The sequence below is a fragment of the Lysinibacillus sp. UBA6686 genome, from assembly GCF_002455205.1.
GTDB classification, from domain to species: Bacteria; Bacillota; Bacilli; order Bacillales_A; family Planococcaceae; genus Lysinibacillus; species Lysinibacillus pakistanensis.
The window spans coordinates 170,079-187,740 of the sequence record NZ_DKJS01000085.1; the positions used below are offsets into that span (position 1 = coordinate 170,079).

Annotated in this window: 13 protein-coding genes and 1 riboswitch; of the genes, 2 read left to right on the forward strand and 11 right to left on the reverse strand. The window is 36.7% G+C overall.

Annotation, left to right across the window (positions count from 1 at the left end):
• Positions 1-116: 116 nt before the first annotated feature.
• The 10 genes from B2R82_RS23745 to gpr all read right to left on the reverse strand — a co-directional run bounded on the left by B2R82_RS23745 (position 117) and on the right by gpr (position 15,804).
• Positions 117-812, reverse strand: a complete 696-nt coding sequence (locus B2R82_RS23745) for an ECF transporter S component (RefSeq protein ID WP_286927417.1) — start codon at positions 810-812, stop codon at positions 117-119.
• Entirely contained in the window at positions 791-2,443 is a 1,653-nt protein-coding gene (locus B2R82_RS23750) for an ABC transporter ATP-binding protein (RefSeq protein WP_286927418.1), read from the reverse strand. The genes B2R82_RS23745 and B2R82_RS23750 overlap by 22 nt, the downstream gene beginning before the upstream one ends.
• Positions 2,416-3,297, reverse strand: a complete 882-nt coding sequence (locus tag B2R82_RS23755) for an energy-coupling factor transporter transmembrane component T (RefSeq protein WP_286927419.1) — start codon at positions 3,295-3,297, stop codon at positions 2,416-2,418. Before B2R82_RS23755 ends, B2R82_RS23750 begins: the two co-directional genes overlap by 28 nt.
• Positions 3,297-4,145 (reverse strand): DUF4430 domain-containing protein, encoded by an 849-nt coding sequence (locus B2R82_RS23760; RefSeq protein ID WP_286927420.1) that lies wholly within the window; start codon positions 4,143-4,145, stop codon positions 3,297-3,299. Before B2R82_RS23760 ends, B2R82_RS23755 begins: the two co-directional genes overlap by 1 nt.
• 1 nt (position 4,146) lies before the next feature.
• Complete coding sequence (locus B2R82_RS23765; RefSeq protein ID WP_286927421.1) at positions 4,147-5,688, reverse strand: S-layer homology domain-containing protein; 1,542 nt, start codon at positions 5,686-5,688, stop codon at positions 4,147-4,149.
• Positions 5,689-5,756: 68 nt separating this feature from the next.
• A complete protein-coding gene (locus tag B2R82_RS23770) occupies positions 5,757-9,653 on the reverse strand; it encodes an S-layer homology domain-containing protein (RefSeq protein WP_286927422.1) in 3,897 nt (1,298 codons plus the stop codon).
• A gap of 79 nt (positions 9,654-9,732) precedes the next feature.
• On the reverse strand, positions 9,733-10,467 hold the full coding sequence (locus B2R82_RS23775) for a DUF4430 domain-containing protein (RefSeq protein ID WP_286927423.1): 735 nt from the start codon (positions 10,465-10,467) through the stop codon (positions 9,733-9,735).
• A gap of 173 nt (positions 10,468-10,640) precedes the next feature.
• A riboswitch (cobalamin riboswitch) is annotated at positions 10,641-10,837 on the reverse strand.
• Between the two features lie 748 nt (positions 10,838-11,585).
• Positions 11,586-13,484: an acyltransferase family protein gene (locus B2R82_RS23780; protein ID WP_286927424.1), complete on the reverse strand. Its 1,899-nt coding sequence runs from the start codon at positions 13,482-13,484 to the stop codon at positions 11,586-11,588.
• 417 nt (positions 13,485-13,901) lie between these two features.
• Positions 13,902-14,735 carry a stage II sporulation protein P gene (spoIIP, locus tag B2R82_RS23785; RefSeq protein WP_286927425.1) on the reverse strand — a complete coding sequence of 278 codons (834 nt, stop codon included), beginning with the start codon at positions 14,733-14,735 and terminating at the stop codon, positions 13,902-13,904.
• 52 nt (positions 14,736-14,787) lie between these two features.
• Positions 14,788-15,804, reverse strand: coding sequence for a GPR endopeptidase (gene gpr / locus B2R82_RS23790; protein WP_286927426.1), 1,017 nt, complete (start codon positions 15,802-15,804; stop codon positions 14,788-14,790).
• A 163-nt stretch (positions 15,805-15,967) separates the two neighbouring features.
• Here gpr and rpsT point away from each other — a divergent pair, with 163 nt between their 5' ends.
• Positions 15,968-16,216 carry a 30S ribosomal protein S20 gene (gene rpsT, locus B2R82_RS23795; RefSeq protein ID WP_283868823.1) on the forward strand — a complete coding sequence of 83 codons (249 nt, stop codon included), beginning with the start codon at positions 15,968-15,970 and terminating at the stop codon, positions 16,214-16,216.
• Positions 16,217-16,321: 105 nt separating this feature from the next.
• Here rpsT and holA read toward each other — a convergent pair whose 3' ends face one another.
• The gene (holA, locus tag B2R82_RS23800; protein WP_286927427.1) at positions 16,322-17,332 is read right to left on the reverse strand and encodes a DNA polymerase III subunit delta; all 1,011 of its coding nucleotides are present in this window, start codon (positions 17,330-17,332) and stop codon (positions 16,322-16,324) included.
• 165 nt (positions 17,333-17,497) lie between these two features.
• Between holA and B2R82_RS23805 the strand changes: the two genes are divergently transcribed.
• On the forward strand, positions 17,498-17,635 hold the full coding sequence (locus B2R82_RS23805) for a YqzM family protein (RefSeq protein WP_082389351.1): 138 nt from the start codon (positions 17,498-17,500) through the stop codon (positions 17,633-17,635).
• Positions 17,636-17,662: the final 27 nt, after the last annotated feature.

A 17,662-nucleotide genomic window follows, 5' to 3' on the forward strand; every position in this document is an offset into this window, starting at 1 on the left:
TATTTTACCAAGCTTCTTGTCTTGATGGTTCATGTTCTCTTAGATAGGCAATATATCTATATTGTTTGATAGCCTATTCCAACTACTATGAATTCCATGTTGAAAGATCCTAAGTGTTATTGTAAAATCCCATATTTATTTTTTATTCGATCTAGTTTTTCTCTAATCGGTTTGGCAAGTAAGAGTAGAAAAATCACATTAGAAATTGCATAAATGATCATAAAGGGGACGGCGGAGGTCAGTGCCAGTGCATAAGCCTTCCAGCTGAAAACACCATACATGGATATTGTTCCCCAAATGTCCATACCAAACGAAAAGAAGATCCCTGCAAAAATACCAAAGACAATAAGGGGAATTTTTTTATGCATCATACCCGTTTTTCCTAATAAACCAGCGATAAAACCTATCATTCCCCACATAAACATTTGAAACGGTGTCCAAGGACCTTGTCCAAAAAACATATTTGAAACTAATGCAGACATTGCCCCTGTTAAAAATCCTGCTTCTGCACCAAGTGAAAACCCTGTAATAGCTGTAATAGCTGCCACAGGCTTAAAGCCAGGTGTCACAACAAATAAGGCACGACCTGCTACTGAAATAGCTGACATCACAGCTATTACTAAAATTTCGCGTGGCTGTGGATTCCTACGTTCAAATGAAAGAAGGAATGGGATACACGCTAAAATCATAATTACAATTGAAATAAAATAATATTTTCGATCAGCAAATATTGTCATACCCATATATAAAGTAAGTGGAATTAAGACTAGGATGATAATAAGTGACATAATTAATCGGATGATTCTTTGCATAAAGTTACTACATCCTCACATGTAATGGCATTGCTTAATAGATCTCTTGATATTCGATGTGCAGCAGTTGTATAAAAATTGTTTCCACTATAAAATGCTCGCGGCTCTCCCTCAGATACGATACTACCATCGAAAAACAGGGCACATCTATTACTGTATTGTGCAGAAAATTCAATATCATGTGTCACCATAATGATTGTCATACCTTTAGCTTGTAAATCTTTTAAAATTCCTGCGAGTTCTTCCTTTGCATGTGCATCAAGACCCTTTGTCGGTTCATCTAACAGCAAAATTTTAGGTTCTATTAATAAAAGCTTTGCGAGTGCTAGCTTTTGCTGCTCACCACCACTTAAATCATACGGATGACGATTTAATAAATGAGTTAAATTGAACAATTGAATAGTTTCTTGAATTTTTGCTTCTGACACTTTATGTAAATGAGCCAACTCATTTAGCTCCTGACGCACCGTTTTTTGTACAAATAATGTTTTCGGATTCTGTGGTAATAATGTTAAATATTGTTGATACAATTGTTTATTACTGTAGCTTTTTAATGCCTTTCTGAATAAAAATACTTTGCCATGATAAGGTTTTTGTAGCCCAGATAAGATTGCAAGAACTGTGGATTTTCCAGTGCCATTCCCACCGATTATCGTTACAAATTCCTGTTTCTTCACCTGCAGATTAAAATGATGGACTATATCCAAGCCGTTTTTTTCATAACGAAAAGCAATATCCTTTGCCTCTAATATAATATCTGTATCAATTTTGGATGTTCTAGGTAGTGTGTTTGATGATGTAAAGTTATATTGCTGATTACTAAGCCAGCGTTGTCCCTCACGAATAGTAAGAGGAATAGGCCCATTACCGTTCAGTAGGTGAAAAATCTTTGTAGCTGTTGGTAGTGCTGTAATCATGGCATGATTTGCTGGTAAAGCCTTTAATATTTCCTTAGGCAGACCATCATATAAAATACTGCCCTCATCCATAATTAGTACACGATCTGCGAGGGTAAGCACTTCCTCAAGACGATGTTCAATTAAAATAATTGTAATACCTAATTCTTTATTTAAACGATGCAGTGTTTGAATAAACTCCAATGCTGCTATTGGATCTAATTGCGATGTTGGCTCATCTAGCAACAATAATTTGGGTTGCATCACCATAATAGATGCTAAGTTTAATAATTGCTTTTGTCCGCCAGACAGCTCGGTTGTTTTATGATGAAACCATTTTTGAATGCCGAAGAAATTGGCCATTTCGGCTACTCTACGTCGAATTGTTGGTGCATCTATTCCTAAGCTTTCTAATCCAAAAGCAAGTTCATGCCATACTTTATCTGTAACAATTTGGTTATCTGGATTTTGAAATACATAACCAATATCTGCTGCAGCAACTTCAGCATCTAGTTGCTCCAAGTCACAGTCTTTGTAGAAAATAGTACCTGTCATCGTTCCATGTGGGCGCAATTCTCGTTTGAAATGGCGCAGCAATGTACTTTTCCCACAGCCCGATTGCCCTATTAGAACAATAAATTCGCCTTGATGAATAGTAAGATTCATATTTTTTAATACTGGATTTGTTTCATTAGGATAAGTAAAGCTTACATTGTTGATTTTAACGATCGCCATTTTAATGCCCCCCTAATTTCGATTGCTAATGGAATAGAGAGTAGAATGAAATAACTACTATAAAATAAAATGCTTACGATATCCCATTTAATCGCTCCGAAAGTTGGATAAAAATAAAATGTAGTTGTGCCAATAAAACTTGCAGCTAAATTGCTAAGAAAAAGCAATATAATGATTGCCAAAACGTAGCCGTCCCGACGCTCAAAAATAAAGAGTGAAAAGGCAGTTCGCTTTTTGACACCGTAGCCACGAGCTTTCATAGAATCAGCTGTATCAATGGCATTATCTAATGCCCAAGTAATCAAAATTGATAAAATACGCACTATACATTTGATACGATGCCATAATGAGCCAGCTGTATAATCCATGCCGATTCCCTTTTGTGCTTGAACGATTTGCGCTAGCTGATGCTTAAAGCGCGGAACTAAACGTAATGAAATCGACAATGTTAGCGATAAAGCTGGCGACACTTTTCCAAACAAATAAATAAATTTATCTGATGTCATCACGACATTATAGCAGCTAAACCATAGCATAATAGCTACAATCATTGTGGCTATTGCGATTCCATACATAATTGCCTCTACAGTAAGCGCATTACCATTTATATAAAGCAATACAAGCTGCCCATTATGACTAATCATTGGATTAATAATCGCCATTAAGAAAAACAGAGGTACATATAGCTTCCAGTCTTTAAAAAAAGGCTGTCTTCGTAAAGCTGTATTTAAGCTTATCGCTGAAAAAATGGTAATAGCTAAATAGATTGGATGCATAAAAAACATGGATAAGCCGATAGCAGCGACAAAAAAAGAAAAAAGTACAATAGGATGATACGTTTCAAATGCCTTCATTAGTTACCTTCCCAATCATGTCCTAAGTCGCGACCTAAATCTACAGTATAGTTCCATTCAATGATATCGCCATCTTTTAATACATATTGGCTACATCCATAATTTGGATAAATTCCATTTACTTTATACATCCAACCACTTAATTCACCAGCACTAAATTCATACAAATGATTAATACCCTCTACATAAACACTGTTATAAATATTTTCGTTGGCTCCTTGATATTCCATTTGAATTTTATGCTCCTTCGTTGCACGCTGTAGCACATCCCAAACTGTATCTTTCTCTGACAACAGCTCGTATTTTGTTGGCTTTAGAATAATCCCGTTCTTTGGTACATATTTCTCGCTTTGTAAGGAAGGGTCTAACTTATTCCAATGCTTTAGTAATGTATCAACACGTATCGCTATTGTTACAGTACGTTTTTGCGGTGCTGGCTGTTGCTGCTTTTCTGTTTTAGAAGTAACTGTATTCGTTTTTTGTTTATCATTAGCTGGTTTTGAACTAGGTGATTTTGTGTCTTGCTTCTTCTCATCTTCTTGTTTTGGTTTTTGCTTTACTTCATTTGTTTCTTGCTGTGCTTTTTGCTCTTCTATTGTTTGTTGGAGCTCTTTGTCATTTCCCTTGAATAGTGTGTTGTCATCTACCTCAGGCTCCTGTAATTTCTGCTTTTCCTCGGCAGATTCACTTTCTACTGATGGATTTTGTTCTTGTTCAGAAGTAGGATGGGGGTTAACGCTTCGTTCCTGCTCCTGCATCTGCTCGAATTTTTCAACTGTTTGAATATTACATGCTATTAAAAATATTGCTAGCAGTGATATTAGTAAGAAGTGTAAACCTTTTCTCATATTATTCTTCAATTACCTTTAAGAAGTTGACATACATTTTAGCTGCATGTGCGCGTGTAATAAAATTAGTAGGATTAAACAAACCATTTGAGCCCTGCGCAATATTAAAATCATATAAGAAAGTGATTGCTTGCTGAGAATTCTTTGTTAGCCTTGCAATATCATTCAGGGGTGCAATATTTTTTGGTATATAAGGCTTACCTGTTTTATGTGTAAAGGCATTAGCTAGCATAACAGCTAGTTCCTCACGTGAAATTGATGAGGAGGGTGAAAATTCATTGGACTTTTCTACTAATATATTGGCATCGTAAGCAGCAGCAATTTCTTGTTTTGTTTCCTCTTTATATGAGTCAATGTCCGTAAAAGGTGCATTTCCTGAACTTGTTAAATGAAGAGCGCGCACTAAAATCGATACAGCCTGTACACGAGTTAAATTGTTATTTGGCTTAAAAGTATTGTCCTCATAGCCCTTTAGTAATCCTTTAGCTACTGCGGCTTCGATATCAGCCTTTGCCCAATGAGATTGTGTATCCTTAAAGCTCACTTTAGCAGGAGAAACTGTAGGTTGATTTGGCTGAGCTGGTGTTGATGGATTATTATTTGGCTTTTTATCAGATGTATCATATAGCTTTGTTTTGCCTGCAAGCAGTCTGTTATACGCTACTAATGTATAAGAAGCCTGCTCTGTTGCCATGCCGTTAGCTACAGATTCAGTTAATACATGCTTGAAGCCACCATCTTTTGCATTATAGAAGGTGAAAAAGCTTTCAAATAACTTATTAAAACGCTGATCTTTGTTGGCATCAATATTCAAGCTAGCAAGTGCTGTAATAATTTGAGCAACACTTTCTAAGTTTGTTGTTCCCCAGCTCTGATAGCTACCATTAGCTCCTTGCAAGTTTTCTAATGTATCAAGTGCTTTATTAATAGATGCCTTAACATCCGCTCTATCTTTATAAGTTGAAAGAGCTTGAATAGCCATTGCTGTCATATCTGGATCGGCTTTCGCTCCCGTTAAATTCCATCCACCGTCAGGCAATTGCTTTGCTAGTATGTGCTGAATAAGCTTTTCGCGTGTCGTTGTGGCAGTTTTAGGAAGCTCAAAGCCCCATGTATCTAAAGCAATTAATGCAAAATAAGCACCATTCGGCCCTTGCCATACTACATTGTCAAAGTCACTTAATTTTTCAACTATATTGTAGCCACCTACATTTGTAGGGTCTTTTCCGATAGCAGTAAGTGCAATAATTAAACGGGAATATTCAGTATATTTACGTTTGTGTAATTCACCTTTTACTGATTGTACATGCTTTACGACATTATCATAATATTTATCGTAATAGTCTTTCGAAACATTATATTCACCACGTGCAAGGGCAATAATAAACCACTCATCACCAAAAGAAGGGTTTGGTGCTTTATTTACGATAAACTGCCCTGTTGTCTGATACGCCTCTGCCGTTGATACCTGCTGTGCAGAAACTGGAACCGCAATAAGCAACAGCGCAAGTAGCATGATCAGCAATGATAATCTTTGTTTCATTTGAACAACCTCCATTCTATAAAAAGGGACTAACCCAAAAGCGTAAGCGTTTAGGTTAGTACGGATGATTACATAATGTCTGCGATATTTAACGTACGTTTTAGAATCTTCGCTGTTTGCCCTCGTGTTAACGAAGCACCTGGATCAAATGAGCCATCCGGTTTTCCTGTCATAATATCCAGACTATTTAATAGCTTGATATAAGGTAAGTACTCAGCACTAATTTTGCTAGAATCATTGTAATGAACCTCTCCCTTTGCTTTCACATCGGCATTTAGATATTCTAAGATTCGTGCCATAAATGCTGCGCCTTGCTGACGTGTAATTGGTGCCTCCGGATTAAATGTTGAAGCCGTTGTACCCTTCGTAATACCTGCTTCGTACAGAGCTTGGATATCCGTTGCATACCATTTGCCGTCAGTATCACTAAATGGATTTTCTCCTGTTGCTTGTAATCCAAGTGCACGGCTAATTAATACTGCAAATTGTGCACGAGTAATTGGTTTATTTGGCTCAAATGTTTCTGGAGTTGTGCCTTGAATGACAGAACGACTCGCTAAAAACTCGATTTCTTCTTTGTTTGCTAAATGTGCAATATCATTAAATGTGACTGTTCTTTCAGTTACTATAAATGTGCCACTTCCTTTTAAGAACAGAACTATTTTGCCGTTCACAATTTTATGTGGTACTGGCTTGTATTCACCACCAACAAGCTGTAGAACAACAGTGTTAGATTTTACTTCGAAAGCAGCTAAAGTAACCTTTAAGTAATCTTGCTTTATTGAAAGTGGTTTTAATCTACCGTTAGTAGCTTCTATGGCAAAGCTAACAGTAAATTGGTTGCCTTCTGCATTTGTTGTCATAGAGGCAATAATTTTTTCATTTTTTGCAAGTTCAATGTCTGATAGAGCAGATATTGAAATGTCTATTTGGTTGCCTTTTTCATCTTGAACCACAATTGTTTTACTTTGATTTTTAAGATGTTTTTGAATATCATCAAGTGTCAATGCTATCTCTGCTTTTTCATTTTTAGAATTTACTTTGTTTTCTTCGATCACTTTACTGTCTTTATTTTCTTCCTTGTCCGTTTTTTCTTTTTCTTCTTCCTTATTTTTTTCATCTAAGATGTCTTTGCCCTTTTCAGGTGTTTTCTCTACATCTTCAACATAACCGCCAATATCTTTTCCTAAGTCAAGCGTGTAAATCCATTCAACGGTGTCGTTTGGAGACAATGTGTAATTCGCCGCTGAAAATGAAGGGAATACGCCATTTACACGGTACATCCAACCGCTTAAAGGGCCACGATCAAATTCATAAACACCTGCAATTCCGTCAATATATGTTCCGTATTCTGTTTGACGATAGCTTAATGCTACACCATTTTCAGCAGCTACTCTTTGCAAAACGTCAAAAACGGTTTCACCAGTAAATAATTTTGTTGTTGTTGTTTTTAATGGTACTTCAGAAGATGAAATTTGAATGGAAAATGTTGTATAGCCAATTTCCTCTTTTTCAGCAGGAACGGATGGCTGATTACCATTGTTACCAGGAGAGGAAGGCTCATCATCATCACTACCATCCTCGCCACCAGGCTTAGTCGGCTTGTTTTTCGTGTCTGACATATTATAGAGCGGTGTTTGTCCGCTTAAAAGACGGTTGTAAGCTGCTAGAGTATAGCCAACTTGAACTGTCGCCATACCATCTGCTTTTGTTTGGCTTTGAACATGTTTAAAGCCACCGTCACCAGAGCTAAATGTCATAATATTAGCAATCACTTTATCGAATCGTTTATCTTTATTTGCATCAATGCCTAAGCTAGCAAGTGCTGTTATAACTTGGGCAGCGCTTTCAGCAGCTTCCGGGCTGCCCGCTGTCGAAATATAGCCACCTTTACCGGTTTGGATAGCTACTAATTGAGCGATTGAGCGATCAGTTACAGCCTTTACTTGTGGATTACTTTGATATGGTGCTAATGCTTGAAGTACCATCCCTATCATATCAGGATCAGGATCAGTACCGCTCCATGCAAATCCGCCACCATTTTTTATTTCCTTTGATAAAATATTTTGAATTAGTTTATCACGTGTTGTTGTCGCAGTTTTAGGTAATTCAAATCCCCAAGTATCCAGTGCAATTAATGAAAAGATAGACGAGTTGACACCAGGGCTTGTAGCAAAACTCAAATCTGATAACTTTTCAACTAGATTATAGCCAGCTACATCTCTCGGATCTTTCCCAATTGCTGTGAGAGCAATTATAACTCGAGCCCAGTCTGTTGCTTGAGTGCCTATTTCCCCATTTGTTGCTTTTACATGATTAACGAGATTGCGATAATATTTATCATAATAAGTTGCATATTTTGCAGTATGATCACCACGAGCTAATGTTAAAATAGTCCATTCCGAGCCATAAACGGGCTCATATGAACCTGACGTCAAGTAGTTCGCAACAGCATTGTATATTTCAACTGTTGTCGGTTGTAGTTCAACTAAGCGCTTTTGTAAAGCTTCTAGTTGGGTATAATTTGTTACTCTGCTTTGATGTGCAGGTAATAGCTTATCATAAGCTTGCTGTGCTTCAAGAACTTTTAATTGGTCTGCCCAAGTAAGTGCCTCTACAGTAGGAAGTGCATCGATTTTTTCGATAACTTGTTTAATATCATCCTCTGCATTAATCATTTTCTCCTTTTCAAGGAGGTCGTTATAGTTTGATACTCCTTTGGAGGCACCAGGTATATTGTTTGGATTAGCTAACTTTTTCAAAGCATCTTTTGCAGTTTTTAATTGTTCTTCTGCTAATGGGCTATTTATATCAATAGCATCAATTAACAGTTCAACATATCGAACTTCTTTTGCAAAAAGGTCTTCCTTATTGGCTACTTTTTTTTGTTCTGCTGTTGGTATAGCAGCATATTTTTTTCTTGCATGATCGAGTTGCTCTTTTATTGCTGAATCAATTGTTAAATTTTCTATTTTAGGAAGCGCATCGATAACAAGAAATACATATTTAACTTGTCTTGCTGCAAGTTCTTGATTAAATACTAGTATATCTGCTGGATCTGTTATTTTTTTTAGATCTCGATAACCAGATGTTTTAATCAGGGAATTATATCTTTCACGAACTGCATCTAACTTCTTATCCAATTCATCACTTAAAAAGTTTATATCTTCAGGTGCAGGTAAAGCGTTGCTAGGGTCTTGCATATAATATCTAAAATAGGCAATTTCTTTTTCTAGTAACTGAAAAAAATAAGGTAGTTTATTATCGGAGATTAAAAGAGTACGAGCCGGAGCTTTTACTTTACTATCTAGTACTCGTGCTTGCTGTAATAGCTGATAGGTTGCTTCATCGGCTCTTTCGATTGTAGGTAGGGCGATAATAAAATCTATTGTCTCCCGTGCTTCGGGTGAAATAACATATACAATAACTGTTTTAGATCCACCATCTAATTGGGCGGTAATGACTGTCTCTCCGATTGCCTGAGCAATTACGCTCCCATTTGTGTCAACTGTTGCAATTCCAGAGTTGCTTGAAGACCATGTAACTGTGGCACTATCATCTGTTGTTGCGTTAGTGGCAGTAAGTTGAAATGTTTCTCCTACTAATAATAGTAAAGGTTCCTCAGTGTTTAGCTGAATATCGCTAATTGCAATGGGCGCATTTTCTACTAATGGAGCTAGTTCCGCTGCATCTTCTAATGGTATAAGATCATCTAATTCAGCTTCTTCATCTGTATGCGGTGCTTTTTCCTGTTCTGTTAAATCCTCTACATCTATTTCATTCTTAGACTCTGTAGCATTATCCTGCTCTTCTGAATCATCGGGTTCAATATCATTGATGTTTGGAGTAGGATCGAGTAAATCCCCTTCAAAATGCTGTGCCTTAATTGCAGTGACTGGAGAAAATAGCGATACGATTAAAATAAAAATAACTGCTATATGTAGCTGCTTTTTCCATATAGTCATATAAACACTCACTTCCTTTATAAATAATTAAATACTGACAAGCTGAATTAATTCATCTTGTCAGTATCCATTTATCTAGCTATTGTACTTTTACTTCAAGTGGCTCACTTGCTGAACTACCGAATAAAGCATTAGCAGAGGCTGTAATGGTAATAGTACCTGCTTGTGCTTGACCTGCAAATGTAATAACAGCTTGTTGGTTTGCATTTATAGTAACTGACTGAGCTGTTAATGCTGTTGTCCCTGTGTTAATTGTCCAGTTTGCTAAATTAGAGCCGTTTGGTGTCGTAAATAAATCACCAGTTAAATTTACCGTAACGGATGGATTGTTATCATTTACTGCAATTACACTTGCTGTTTCTAATTTAGCCCATGTAGTGTAATAAATATGAACGACATCATCAGCCTGTAATTCATACTCAGCTAATCCAAAATTGGGGCTATATCCATTTACAGTGTAGACCCAGCCATCCCAACCATTTAAACTGCCTGCCGCAAGTCCATCAATTGATTGAAGATATGGACCATATTGAGTAGAAACTACTACATAAGGAATACCCTCGGCATCTAATACTTGCTCTACAAGCTCTAGCGCAGTTGTCCCTTCTTGAACATTTACTGTTGTTCCTTCTAAAATTTCATGGCATGAACCAGTACCGCATAAACCTTTTACTGATAACTGAACATCAAAATCTGCTGATTGTGCTTCTTGACTTACAGGCTGTAATACTGCTGCACTGGCTGATGGTGTTACGAGCGAAAATGCTAAAAGTAGGACTAACGCTAAATGCCACCATTTTTTGAAACGAACCATTTGTAAAACCTCCTATTTTTATTATTTCGTGAATGTTTTTGCAATTAACTCGAAAATAAAAAGATGCTTCTCCAAAATGGGGAAGCATCTAATGGAAAACAGAAAAAAGGCGCAAAAACGTAGTTTGCCTGTCCGTCTATTTGCCGTAAGTTCTCCTAGCTTCCGAAGAGAGTTAATACGATGGAATAAAGGCAGGTCTCCTGGCTCGTGTATCCTATTCAGAACCTTCCCATCTACTGAAGGCATTTTTCCTTGTTCGACAGTGGTATTTTCTGTAGTCATCTACACTTACAGTTGCGGAAACAGCTTCGGCTTTAAACCGAATTCCCTATTAAGCTCTTAAAAGAGCACCTTTATACTGCAATTCTTATTCACTTAATGTTAAGTCTAGCATATATTTCTATTTTTCAAAATAGTTTAACAAAAAGAATTATGCTTTATAGAAGTAGTAAGCTTTAAAAGAGGAAGTAAACATCTAGTATCAATATTACTATTCCTATTAAAAAGCAAAATGATAACACAATTAGATTATAATAGAGAGTGAGCGGGCAAATCATATCCAAAAAGGGTTTATCCATTTAAATATTAAGCAAAACAAAAAGCTGCACAGTCAAATGCAGCTTTTGTTTCATCTGTTTTCAGCAACGTATACGGTGATTGTGATAAATAATAAACGGTGAGCCCCGCATATAGCTGTGTCTTTCACTTAATCTATCCATCTTAGCTTTATAAATTTTTTCTTTTGTCTTCTTAGTACTCTGCAGCAATTGCTTGATAGGCTGAAGTATAGAAGTCTTCAGGCTTTTTGCTGTTTGTTTCTTTTTATAAGGTTTGCTACCGTACTTGAATGGTTGTCATTGCAGATGCTTTAATCGTCTGATGCTGTGGGGGCGCTTTTGGTTCAATCAGTAATGTTGAGTAGTATGCATCAGCAATCGTAATTAAGTACATGACAAAAAGTAATTGTTTTGTTCAATAGTTCAAAAATGTTTTTCTCCTTTTTAAGTGCAATTCATTAAAAATGTATTCTAGTAATACGGGCAACCATTAAAAAGGTTTCAACCATACTTAAATATTTGTAAAAAATGTTTGCGGGCTATTTATGATTTTTATACGAATCAATGAATCGCATCTATAGCTTGTTGAATTAGATTTGTTAAAGAAGCAATCCCCTTTTGCTCTAAATGTACGCCGTCTGGAGCGAAAAACTCAGGATGGTTAATTGCAGTTGCATGCCAATCAATTAAAGTAATATTTTCATATTCCTGTGCTTTCTGTTGCAATGCTTGATTTACTTTCCCCTCCCAAGAACGAGGTACACGCGTATTTACTAAATAAATATCAGCATTGGAAAAAGCCTTTAAAAGAGTATCAATTTGTGTATTGGTAAAATACCCGTTTGTTCCAAGCTGAATGATGACTGCTTTATCTGGTTGATTAAAGCTTGCATAATAAGGAGCTAATTTAACCGCTTGTGAAACTTGGCGACCAATCTTTGCATCTATCGTAATGCTGGGGTAGATATTATGTAAGCTCGGAGCAATATCTATCATTACAGAATCGCCAATAGCTAATATTCCACTATACGATTCATGAACTTCTGTCTCATTTTCCCCCTGCTCAGGCTCTACTGCATTTTGATCCGTATTTGAATCAACACCCTCTTCTTCATCACTTAACGAACCTGGCTGAGATGTTTCCTGCTCCTTTTCAGCATCATGATGGGTTGAATGCTGCTCTGTTCCACCATCTATTTTAATAGTCGTTGGCCGTGATTCAATCGATTCTATTTTTTCTTCGCCCACAACCCCTGTCATTCCTGTAAAAAATACTAGGAGGAAAAGTGGAATGAGCGTGGTTGAAATTTTCCTGGCAAGCGTGAAGCTTCCCCATTTGTGTTTATTGAATACAAAGTACTGTCTAAAGTAACAGCGGAACCCATCCTTACGAATCGGCATTTCGATAAAACGATAGGATAGTTCTGCAATTGTAAAGATAATCAGCAGTTGTAAAGTAACTCGCCAATAGGCTGGGTTACCTATTTCTCGCACTGGAGTACCTAGCACAATAATCGGATAATGCCATAGATAAATCCCGTACGATCTTGACCCAATCCAACGCAAAGGCTTCCAAGAAAGGATTTTTCCTAAAAAGCTAACTGGGTGACAGACGCAACCAATTAAGATGGCTGCATTTAAGCAAAATACGAACATCCCTCCTCGATATAGGAAAGATTGATATTCATCCACAAACAAAATACTGACAATGAAAATACTAAAAGCTACTAAGCTTACACTATTTAGTTGGTAGACATGATCCGTAGAGATTTTTTGTGATGAAAGTCTTTTCATCGGCCAGATAAGAGCTAACCAGCAACCTATTAGCAATTCAAAGGAACGCGTATCTGTTCCATAATATACACGACTGGGATCAGCACCTGGTTGATATAGTATAGCCATTAGCATTGCAGAACCGAGTGCGCCCAAAAAAACGAAAATGGCGAGCTTATTTTTCTTTTTGACCACAAGAAGCCCTAGCATTAAAAGGATTGGCCATAATAAATAAAATTGTTCCTCAATGGCTAACGACCATAAATTCTTCAATGGTGAAGGGGAACCAAAACTATCAAAATAGGAGAGTTTGTGAAAAATAAACCACCAATTACTTGAATAAAAAATTGAGGAAATTGCATCACCACGTAGTGTATGAAGTAGCTCCTTATGAAATAGAGTCGCCCATGCAAATGTTACAATAATCATGACATAGGCAGCTGGTAGTAAGCGTCGAAATCGCCCTATCCAAAACTTTTTTAATCCAACAGTTAACTTATTTCCTTTTAAAGGTAAAATAGTTGAGGTAATTAAATACCCCGATAAAACAAAAAAGATATCGACTCCTAAAAATCCACCACTGGCCCATTTGAAATTAAAATGGTAAGCAATAACAGCTAGTACTGCTAATGCTCTAATCCCGTCGAGTCCAGGGATATAACGATGATTGAATGACTTGCCTGACATAATATTCCTTCTCCCAATAATTTATAAACCTTTTTCCGTATATTAAATCCAAACATCGTCTCCTTTTGTATGTTCACTTATATAATGACGAATAAGGCACTTTAAAAGTTGATAAGAAGTGCACTATTCGCAAAATTTTTATTCGTCTAAAATACCATATCGTACATCTATATGTATATTCATTCCAAAAAAGCATCCCCATAAATGGTAGATGCTTCAAAAGCGTATTTGCCTAATGCATATGCCTTAATCGTAAGAGCTAACTCGAAAATTATAAGGCATGAAATAAACAATTTAAAGGCTTTTCCCTATAAAAATTTTTGGTAATTTTTTTATAATGAGACACTTTGTCCAAGAAACGATTTCGCCTTCTTGAACATTAGTAAAAAGAAGGCGAATCATTCTGCTAAATCTCTTTTATAATTCCTGCTTTTCTGTAATAAAGGATTTCGCAATGGCTTTCCCAATTATAGCGATTGTACGATTCAATTCTTCTTCTGTATTATCTATTCCACCTAGTTCAATTAAAATCATTTCTTTTGTCAAATCCTGGTTATAGCGTCCATCCACATTATCACCGCTTTTAGAGATTACACCTCTAGAAATTTTCGGCACAATTTCATTCATAGCAGCTGATAAGCTTTCTGCATAAGCAGTATTCCATCTATAATTTTTATGCTCTGCTCCTACAACGATGGCAATACGAGCATAGGACTCATTGTTGTGTGTGATCGTTGTAGCATTTTTCTTGGCAGAATCTCGATGCAAATCAATAACTAAATCATAGGTTTGCTCTTGCAAACGTTTAGATAAATAAGGACGCACCGTATTATAAGCATCTGGAAAAGTTTTTCCCTCAAGCTTCATTACCTTCATAACGTCAACATCTAAAACATCTGTTTGAATACCATTCATACTAAAGTGCTTAGAAATAGTACCTTGTAAATTAAAAATATTTGTTTTCTCATCATAAACTTCTGCTTTCCCGCTGACAGCTTTCACTATAGGTTGATAGGATTCCTGAGAATGCGTAAACAATAATAATACTTTAAAAGGATTCGTTTCTTTTGTCTGCTCTAGTGCACTTTGTTCAGCTAGATTCGTAGCGGCAAACACGACTTGCTTATCCTCGGGTTGTTTAATCGGAGTCGATGCTTGCTTGTTGAACGGAAGTTGCCCAGCAATGACAGGTAATACGAAGAAGAACAATAATAAACCAAATGACCACTGTAGTTTTTTTAGCAAAGTCACACCCTCCTCCCCTTATCGTATGGAGGGTGTGTACCTTTTAGAACGAAAAAAATTAGAGTTTATTTGCCCATTTCATCAGCATAGATGAAACAAGTTTCGCATAGTTATCTATCCAATAATCTGCTTCCTTTGGCGTCACCATCAGCTGTGTATGTGAGCCTGCGAACGTCTCTTCAAACAATTGTTGACGCTCCTCCTTTGACCAAGTAGCCCACTCACCAAAGATTGGTTTGACTACAGACATATCTAATTCTTTATTGATATCTGGCTGCCATGATGACAACGATAATTTGGATGACGGCTTACTCCGTTCTGCAACCCGTGCAGCTATCGATCGCATCATAAGCTCTACAGCATCTGCTATTAATACGGGTGCATCCACAACTGTTGGGATACCAATAGCTGTTACGGGAATCCCTAGCATCTCATAGGAAATCTCCTTACGCTGATTCCCTACGCCAGAACCTGGATGTATACCAGTATTTGTTAATTGAATAGTTTTACATAATCGATTGCTAGCTCTTGTCGCCAGAGCATCGACAACAATAATTAATTTAGGCTTTAGCCGCTCTGCTATTGCAGCAACAAATTCTCCTGTTTCATAGCCTGTTTGTCCTGTTACACCTGGCGCATACATGACAAATTTTTCATCAATTACATCAAGGCTATGCAAATGATCAATAAGATATGGTCCTATTGCATCAGGTGTAATAGTACGGTTACCTAAACCAATAATTAAAATTTTGTCATCTTTATTCCAAGAGATTGCTTCATGCATTTTCTTAAAATTTACAAGCAGCTCATTCTCAAGCTGCTCAAATCCGTCGTGATCATCTAGTGTCAAGGTTGGTACTGAGAGAGTAATATATTGACCTTTCTTTTTACCTATTTGCTTTTCACCTTCTGAGTCCACTAATACATCTGTAATCTTTACTCGTCCAGCAGTCCGATCTTCAATTTGAATCCCGCTCGATTGTTCAAGAGTATCTTTTTGCTCTTTCGTTTGATGTAAAACAACCTCTTCAGATTCATCGATTAAATCCGTACGTTGCCAATTTAAATTTTGCATACAGTTCACCTCAATCTATAGTTTGTTCAAACTGTCAAGTAAATATTCTTTGCATAAATCTATTGCAATTTGGCCAAGCGTTTGTTAAAATGATTTTTGTTGTATTGACACAAGAAATCAATGAGAAGATATCATCTCGTACCTAATTTAGGAGGTGAAAGATATGCCAAACATTAAATCTGCAATTAAACGCGTAAAAGTTAACGCTAAAGCTAACGCTGCTAACTCTCAAGCTAAATCTGCAATGCGTACTACAGTGAAAAAAGCTGAAAACGCTGTTGCTGCTAATGCTGAAAACGCACAAGAACTTTTACAAGCAGCTTACAAATCTTTAGATAAAGCAGCTTCAAAAGGACTTATCCACAAAAACGCGGCGGCTCGTAAAAAGTCTCGCCTTGCTAAAAAAGCGTAATTGTTTAAAGGATCAGTATACTCTATTAAGAGTAGCTGGTCTTTTTATTTATAGGGATAAAGAAGAGCTGTCCATTTTAACACTGGACAGCTCTTCAATTACTGATTAAAGTTGACGCAATAAAAAAAGCTCTAAATAACGCTCACGATTTCCCCCAGTGGACTTTAACTGTAAATCGACTTTTGCTAATTGATACAATGCTTTCAGCAGACTCTCCTCTGATGGACGATTACGCTGCTCCACCATTAACTTCACACGATATGGATGTATCTTTAAATTTTTTGCAATTTGCTGTGGATGATAGCCTTTTTTCAATAAATAAAATACATTGGACATCGTTCGTACATTGGATGCAAGCAATCCAACAAGCATGATTGGCTCTTGCTTTTGACGCAATAAATCATGGTAAATTGTCAAAGCCCCGACAGAGTCGTTTGCAAAATAAGCATTTAACATTTTAAAGGCATCCTGCTCTAATGTTTTAGCGACTAAATCCTCGACTAACGAAGTTGTAATTTCTCCTCCATCACCTAAATAAAGACTTAGCTTCTCAATTTCCATTTGTAGCTGTAGCATATTAGGTCCAACCATCGCTACAAGCTGCTCAATAGCATTTTGTGTAATACTATTGCCCTCTGCTTTTACAACACTTTGAACCCATACGGCTAAATCCTGTTCTTTTGGCGTTTCAGCCTGTACTAATAGCGCATGTTCCTTCATCATTTTTGTTACTTTCTTACGTTCATCTAATTTTTCATAGGGTGCGATAAATATAGTTATCGAAAAATCAGAGGGATTCGCCAGCCATGCCTCCAATCGCTTAATGTCATGGTCGATTTTTTCCTTTCCCTTTTCAGTCGCTTTTAAAAAAGAGGCATTTTTGGCTATAATTAGCTTACGCTCAGAGAAAAAAGGAATGGTATCTGCTTCATCCATCACAGCATCGACAGGTACTTCCTCTAAATCAAATGTAGACAATTCTAGCTCTTCTTCTGGCCCCATTGCCTCTTTTATACGTTTCACCGTTTCATCTATAAAATAGTTTTCTTCACCAACGAGTAAATAAACTGGTGAGAGCTGTGCTTTTTTGATATTGTTCCAAACCGTTGAAATCATACTTTTCCCTCCATCTAGCAATACTATTAGTATACATCATTTATTTTCCCTATGTGACTTTGACTGAATTGTGTCGATTCCTTGCCACAGCATGAATTCTCCTTTTCGATATAGCTTTTATGAAAATGATGTCTTATAATAAATAACAGAATTGGAGGGATAACAATGAATCCATTTGAAGGAAAAAACATACAATGTCGCCGTAATGATGCAATCGATTCTGGCGTTGGTTTCGGTGTATCATTTGGAGTGTTTACACTTATGTTTATCATCGCAACTATAGTAGAATTCGTATCTAAATAATCGAACAAAATGTACGAAGGAAAAAGA